Origin of the sequence: Leptolyngbya sp. GB1-A1 (assembly GCF_039962475.1) — a bacterium.
In the GTDB taxonomy this organism is placed as follows: domain Bacteria; phylum Cyanobacteriota; class Cyanobacteriia; order Elainellales; family Elainellaceae; genus Leptolyngbya_A.
This window is the reverse complement of sequence record NZ_JAMPLI010000005.1, coordinates 310367-317412: the sequence shown is the minus strand read 5'-3', so window position 1 is coordinate 317412 and position 7046 is coordinate 310367. Positions and strand designations below refer to the sequence as shown.

Below are 7046 nucleotides of genomic sequence, written 5' to 3'. Positions count from 1 at the left end.
GGCGCGACAATCTCCAGTTTGCTCTTCCCGTTCTAGCCACCCATAGAGGGTGCTGCGGCTAATGTTAAACATTCGACACACTGCAGTCTTGCCCTCACCTCGTTTGACCGCATCAACTGCTTTGCGCCGCAGGTCATCACTGTAGGGGGAAGGCATCGGCACTCCTAGACGCTTGTTTCTCGCTAGCTTAGCGTTCTCACCTGATCTCGTAAAGCTATATCTGACCGCCTCCCGATAAAACCAAGCTCATCAGCCAGGATTCCTGTAAATCATCTCGTCTGTTAATCAAAGCCTCACTTCTCCTACCTATCGACGAGTTATTTTGCAGCTTGCCCTCTGATCGTTAAATTGCTTGAGAGGCAAGGCTGATCACTCCAGAAATCTTTGCACTGTCCTGGAGCTAATTCGGTGTATCGGAGTGTATGCTGAATGTTCCGATGTCCCAAGTAGGCTTGAATAGCTCTCGTGTCCTGCCCATTGGATGTCAGATAGTACCCGGTTGCATGGCGCAGCATGTGTGGGTGAACCGAAAATGGCAGTCCAGCTAACTCTCCTGCTCTAGCAATGATCGCTCGTGCTGTCCGATCGCTCATTGGCTCCTTGCGCTCCGATTGGAACAGGTAGGGCGAATCCGAATACTCTCGCTTCAACTGGCGCAGTGCGCGTAACTCGGCTCCTTGCAGCGGATGCGTTGCTGGAGTGCCTCGCTTCTTTCGATTCACATGCAGCGTTCCCTGTTTGAGATTCACCTACCCCTGCTTCGGTGGAACAAACGGTGTACCCCAGAACACCCAGTTCTCTTTATTGGAAAGCGATGCAAAACAGTTCTCCTTGAGGGGCGATCGTCACAAAATCACGGCAGCCCTCTGATTCTAGCCCTAGAGGATGTAGGATACAGCGCAGAGGCGGGTTATGAGTGTAGAACTGGCAGAGCTGGCACTGGGGCGGGTAGTGGGGGTATGGTGAGCTGGACATAGGCTCTCAAGGGTAGGGCATTTGTAGTGTTCCCTGTCCCAATACCTGGAAGACTGTTTCGCCCTTCTTGTCGCGTGGATCAGCAAATCCCCCTTATTAGAGTAAGGCGATCGCGAAATTACACATCTTTTTTGGTTTGTGGGGTTAGAGCGGTCTTCCTTTTGAAACTTTGCCGAAAAATTCATCCTTCAAATTTAAACATAATTTTACAGACAGTGATTCTAGAAAGCATGCCTTGATGTTTAGACAACGTTTCAGGTCAGCGGTTGCCGATGTCTTTGCATCCAATACAAGCAACTTCAGAAAATCTGCTGCACCCGGATTGTTAGACATACTGTAGCCTACAACTTGATTTGCAAAATCTTATTGCAAGTTTTTTAGTAGAGATTGTAGTTGCAGAGGTGCATCATCAGCCATGATTTGTTTCCCATAGCGCCGCCATAATAATGATTCAACTAAAGTAGCCTTCTTCTTTTCACCTAAGTTACTTCCCCAAATAGCTAAATCTGGATCACCCTTGGCTTTCCATTGCTCAAATACTTTTGCAAGATGCTGATCAGCCTCCAGACTTTGTAGTTCTTTCGATTTTTCACTAGCAGTTCTTAGAGATGCTGAAAGATATACTCCTAGTTTGATTAAGGCATCCCCTGCCTGTGCCTCAACAAATATCTCATCCCAATTTACTAACAGCTCTGGATATGTATTACGCAGAATATCAATGGTGGTCTGCGCTGCTATAAGCTCAGCATCAACTTTACGTTGACCTTTTCCAGTTCCTTTAACTATGCGCCCATCTGGGAATGTCACTGTTACAACAGTAGAATGCTGAGAGTTAGGAGGGGGAGATAATAGTGTCGTTTGAAAGTCAGCGTACTCTTCGAGGCATCCAAGATTTTTGAGTATTTCAAGAAGCTGGTTCTTTGCATTTTCGCTCATATATACCTTTAGACTGGGAGCGCATGTACTGTTAACTCTTCAACACAATCACCGGGACTAAACTTACATAAAGCTGCTGGAAGATAGAGAATTGTGTGCCTAACGATTGCGCTCACCGAACGCAGATAACCTTCGCAACTCAAGCAATCAACTTGGCTCGTTTCAGTGCAGCGACGGGTTAGACTCACGGCGCATTTCACTACTATAAATAAATTGACTTATCTCTTCAACGAGTTCAGGCACCACTGGCAGCGTTGGGTCAGAATAGGAAGCATTTTGCTGTTCAGGGTCTAATGGAACAGCTTTTAACACGTGATTCATCCCCTCAATAATTCTCAACTCTGCATCCGGCTTAGCCATCTTCAGGGCTTGCGCCTCACTGACAGGCACTTGGATATCAGTTGTTCCTTGAACAATTAGAACAGGTACAGTGAGACGCCTAATCTCTTGGGCAGGGGTATAGCGAAACCAGGAAATGAGGTAGGGTTGGATGCTCGATCTGTAGAGCGTCTTGAGTTCTGGAGGAACAGAGGTCACTCTGTTCCCCTGTTCTAGAGCAGCAAGAATCTGCTCATTCTGTTGCCATAATGCGTCTGGCAATCTAGGTCGCAGTTGATCTCGTAAAACTTGTGATGCAGTTTGGGCAGGCCCGGCTATTGATACAAAAGCATCTGCTCCAGTTTTTTGGGTCGCCAGCATTCCAATCAGAGAGCCTTCACTGTGACCAATCACGGTGACGCTTGAGAAACGAGAATCTGCCTGCAATTGCTGAATCCAAAGTGCAGCATCTTCAACATAGGTATCGAAACGCAAATCAACTTCTTCAGGCCCTGCGGCTGAGCTTTCTCCAATCCCGCGCTTGTCGTATCGTATCGAGGCAATGCCGTGACCCGCTAATCCTTCAGCGAGTAGTTTGAGGCTATTATTCTGCCCACCTAGAGGATTGTTTCCATTGCGATCGGTTGGACCTGAACCCGCAATGATCAGCACCACTGGCTCTGGCACATTAGACGTTGGAATAATCTGTGTGCCATAGAGAGTGCCTGTTGATGTTGTAATGTGAACTTCGACAGGCTTTGAGGATTGTGTCGTATAACCCACAAACAGCAGTGATAAAGGTAGAGCGATTAGACAGGCAAACAGACCTACAGAACGGCGAGAATCGGGGGACATAAAGTGAAGCAATTTATATTGAATCCGTCAAATACTCTAATTTGATGAGATAAGGGAGTTTAACGACCCCGTTCACCCGTCGCAGATAACCCTTTGGGCTTAACCAACTATCTCTATCTGGTCGGTGTGCAACGGGATTGTTGGGCTGCGCTATCGCTCTCTGCTTCTGGCTGCTTCAATGTAGTACACCAATGAGGGAAGCCCATCTGATTCGATTTCTACTCGATCGAACACCATCCCAGCTTTTTCAACAACCCGTCGTGAAGCCAAATTTTCTGGAGCAATGGTAGCAAGAATACGTTGCAGTCCGCAGTGTTTCAGCCCATAGTCAAGCATAGCGGGTACAATTTCACTCGCCAAACCCTGTCCCCACCAACACGGCTCAAAGCTGTAAATAATTTCTGGGATTTCTGGCTCAATCCCCTCTGGATCGTAGATAAGCCCACAGCATCCTATGAACGCGTCTGTACTTTTCATCCCAACTGCTGAAGCACCAAAGCCCTGGATCTTATAGTTCTGCAGCGATGTCTCAATCCACTGCACGCAACGTTCGTAGGTCAGTGGCTTTCCATCACCCATCCACTGCGCCACATTGGGATTGCTGTGTACCCTAAAGAGGGCTTCAGCATCCTCTAGCACAAAGTGGCGAACTAACAGACGAGAAGTTTCTAAGAATTTCAACCACGACCTCTGCAATAAATACAACTTAACAACCAGAAATCAAGGTGTAGCTAAGCTTAGCCCTAACATAAAACACATCTGCTCTCAAAGACTAAACTGAGCCATACACCAGCGACGGGTAACGCATCAGGGACCTCAAAGCGTCTTGCGCGCCACTAAGGAATAACTCAGCGGCGGTTTCTTCGCTAACTGTTCAAAGGCAGCATACACCATCGACAGATCATGCTCGTATTCTTCGAAATGCGTCAGTTGCAGCCCATGCTTGAGGCACCCACCAATGATTTCCGATAGCGTGTGCGGGAACCAGTAGGATACTGCCTTAACAACTTGCGTTGGGTTCATATAGTCGGGTTCTTCTCCATCTACAAATGGCTCACGCTGAAAATACGACGCCTCGACCACCAGCCCCTTATCAACCTCAAACATATTCAAGATCGGATGCATGTCGTAGAGGAATAACTGTCCGTCGCGACGCAGCAAGCGCGAAACAACCCCAAAGAACCCATCTAGGTCAGGCAGCCAACCCAATACACCAATCGTCACATAAACAAGATCGAATTGTCCCTCCCACTCCGGCCCGAGGTCGTACACACTCGAGCGCACGAATTCCACCGCCACATGAGCCAAGCCGGCCAGTTGCCGGCCCTGAGCGATGAACTTGTCGCTTACATCTATGCCCACGCAGCGACCGGCACCAGCCTTCTTGACCGAGATCAATTCCCGCCCGTTGTTGCAACCGAGTTGGATCACGGCCTTTCCGCTCAATTCAATCTGCGCGAAAAGGCGTTTCTCAACCTCATCAAAGGTGCTGAAATTGGGTGCTTGGATAGCTTTCTGAAGTTCGGTGACATAGCCGAGCGCGTGGACATCGGCCGTTTCGTTCCACATGATGCGGTTTGCTTCAATGTAGTCGTTTGGTTCCATGAACAACCTATCCTGGCATAGGTGGATGAGGGATCAATGCTATTGGACGCTAGCACAAAGAAACGTTCGGTCCTGCGCCGCCCAACGACACAGCTCACCTGCCGGGGCCGCACCCGGAGAGCTGTGGTCGCAGAGAGCCTACATGCGGACCCGGTCAGGTGCAGCGCCTGGTTCGGCGTCTAGCTGAGATGGTGCGAGAGCCGCAGCGCCAGACCGGCCAACGCTCGCACGGGATTCGCGGCCGTGCTGACGGGGAGCACGGACATGTCGCAGACGTAGAGGCCAGTGGTGCCGTGGACTTTCAGGTTCTCGTCAACGACGGATCGAGAATTGAACGCCGAGTTGCGATTGGACTTCCACGGCATCCGCAGTGTGCCGCAGGCGTGGTGGACCGTCCCCCAGCCGAACGGCCATTGCTCGCCGGGGTAACCGCCGTAGCGTCCCGTCAGCACCTGCACGTCGTTGAACTCGTTGAAGATGCGGTCCCGCGTTTGGTTCAGCAGCGTCATGAAATCGGCAGTGTTCTTCTGCCAGCCGGCCACGGCTGGGAACCGCGAGTTGAGTAGGTCGTCGAGATCGGCAAACCGCTTGAAACTAATGTACGGCGTGTACCCGTCGTTGGCGTGCGAGTAGATGCCGTTCTGGTCGTCCAGGCAGTTGGCGAAGCTGAACTTGATGTCCACCCGCGTGCGGTTCGGGTCATTGGCCACAAGGCCCGCCGACGGGTCGTTGTTCCGCAAGTGCCAGTACTCGTGGTTGACGTTCATCTCGACGTTGAACGGGTACTGGACGTGGCCGTTGGCGTCGAGTTTTCCCTTGGAATAGAAGATGATTTTCGCATGATCGTGCGGTGAGATATCGATGCGGGGGTTGCCCACGGACGTGACGTACGCCTGAGACTCACTCGACACGGGGTGATCCGTCAGGCCGAATCCCACCAGTTGCTTGATGTCGGCCGGCAACGTGTGGAACACGGAGGACCGGTTGATCAACTTCGGGCTTTCCGTCGAGCCGGCCGCGATGATCACCTTCTGCGTGTAAAAGCTCCGCTGTTCCCCCGTCACCGTGTTGGTCGTCTTCACTTCGTACCAGTCGTGGGGCACACTGTTGACGGCTTCGACGAAGCTGTTCAACTTGACGAACAGCCCGCGGCCGTTGAGGTCGAGTTCGGGGCGGGTCAGCCCGGTCTGGTTGATGAGAAGTTCAGCCGTATTAAAGACGCCCGTAGGCTCCACGAAGAACTTGTCCGCCGGCGTGCCGTCCGCTAGCAGGTAAGGCTGGTGCAGCGCCCGGGGCGTCTCGTGGATGTCGAAATCGTTCGCGATCGGGCTGGTGCGGAAGTAGGCGACTAGCTCGCGGGCCTTACTGCCCAACGTCAACGACACGTTCATCCGCTCGCCGGCGAGCTTCAGGTACTCGCCCTTCAAGTCTGCCCGGATCGTGGCGGGGAAGAAGTCCAGTTCCCAGTCCTGCGGCTGCGGGATGAGACCGGACCAGAAGATGGACCGGCCGCCGAACACGAGTTGCGGCTTGCCGCCGATGAACTGCTGGGGGGTGTCCGTCTGCAAGAAGTTGTCCGCGCCGAAGTGCCCCGCCACCACACCGTTCGGGATGCGGCTGATGTTGTAGACGTGGGTCGGGTAGACGAACGAGCCGGCGTCCAGGACAAGGATGCGTTTCCCCGGGTTGCGGTCGGCCAAGTCGTCCGCCACGGTCCCGCCGCCGATCCCCGAGCCGATCACGATGTAGTCGAAGTCCGGGTTCGGGCCGTCGTAGTCCCGAATCAGGCGGGTATGCGCTTCACTTTTCTGGGAAACCAGGTTTGCATAGTTGTTTTGAAAGGGCATGTGTGTTCCAGTTGATTCTCATTACGTCAGCCAAGGACTCCCGCCGCCGAACGGTGAAGTTGTGCGGCTGCTAGTTAACTTTGATGTACAACCAAGATCTCCCAACAGTCTGCTCCAACCGAATTGTTAGACCGTTTTAACTTCTAACTACTAAACACAATCAAAATGATTTTCCATTGCGTTCAGTGGTATTTCACCTTCTAATTGTGTGATAGGTCTTTTATCTTTGAGGTCTAGTGTCACCCACTAATTGAATTACAACATTCTTATCGCTGTCACCTAATAAGCATTAGGAATTTACGTTAGGAGGTTTTCGGGCAAATACTCCAACAACATTAAAGATATTTATCACTAGCTGGTATGGTAGTAGCAGCCTGATTCTGAACACCTACAGATAGCATTGATGCACCGTCACAGCTAAAACTTAAGCGGTCTAACGGTGAAGTTGTGCGGCGGCAGATAACCTCGAACACCAACGATAAACTCTCTTCCGTCCGCACCAACGCAGTG

8 protein-coding genes are annotated in these 7046 nt (G+C 51.4%); all 8 read right to left on the bottom strand.

Features of this window, described 5'->3' with window-relative positions; genetic code table 11:
• A partial coding sequence (locus NDI45_RS08295) for a helix-turn-helix domain-containing protein (protein WP_348247028.1) occupies nt 1–156 on the bottom strand: 156 nt, incomplete at its 3' end.
• A gap of 161 nt (nt 157–317) precedes the next feature.
• Nucleotides 318–749 (bottom strand): tyrosine-type recombinase/integrase, encoded by a 432-nt coding sequence (locus tag NDI45_RS08290; protein WP_348247016.1) that lies wholly within the window; start codon nt 747–749, stop codon nt 318–320.
• 52 nt (nt 750–801) lie between these two features.
• Nucleotides 802–975 carry a hypothetical protein gene (locus NDI45_RS08285; RefSeq protein ID WP_348247015.1) on the bottom strand — a complete coding sequence of 58 codons (174 nt, stop codon included), beginning with the start codon at nt 973–975 and terminating at the stop codon, nt 802–804.
• 363 nt (nt 976–1338) lie between these two features.
• On the bottom strand, nt 1339–1911 hold the full coding sequence (locus tag NDI45_RS08280; protein WP_348247014.1) for a putative dsRNA-binding protein: 573 nt from the start codon (nt 1909–1911) through the stop codon (nt 1339–1341).
• 162 nt (nt 1912–2073) lie between these two features.
• A complete protein-coding gene (locus NDI45_RS08275; RefSeq protein ID WP_348247013.1) occupies nt 2074–3012 on the bottom strand; it encodes an alpha/beta fold hydrolase in 939 nt (312 codons plus the stop codon).
• A 222-nt stretch (nt 3013–3234) separates the two neighbouring features.
• Nucleotides 3235–3765 (bottom strand): GNAT family N-acetyltransferase, encoded by a 531-nt coding sequence (locus NDI45_RS08270; RefSeq protein WP_348247012.1) that lies wholly within the window; start codon nt 3763–3765, stop codon nt 3235–3237.
• Nucleotides 3766–3900: 135 nt separating this feature from the next.
• On the bottom strand, nt 3901–4689 hold the full coding sequence (locus NDI45_RS08265; protein ID WP_348247011.1) for a class I SAM-dependent methyltransferase: 789 nt from the start codon (nt 4687–4689) through the stop codon (nt 3901–3903).
• Nucleotides 4690–4868: 179 nt separating this feature from the next.
• Entirely contained in the window at nt 4869–6536 is a 1668-nt protein-coding gene (locus NDI45_RS08260) for a GMC family oxidoreductase (RefSeq protein ID WP_348247010.1), read from the bottom strand.
• Nucleotides 6537–7046 lie beyond the last annotated feature (510 nt).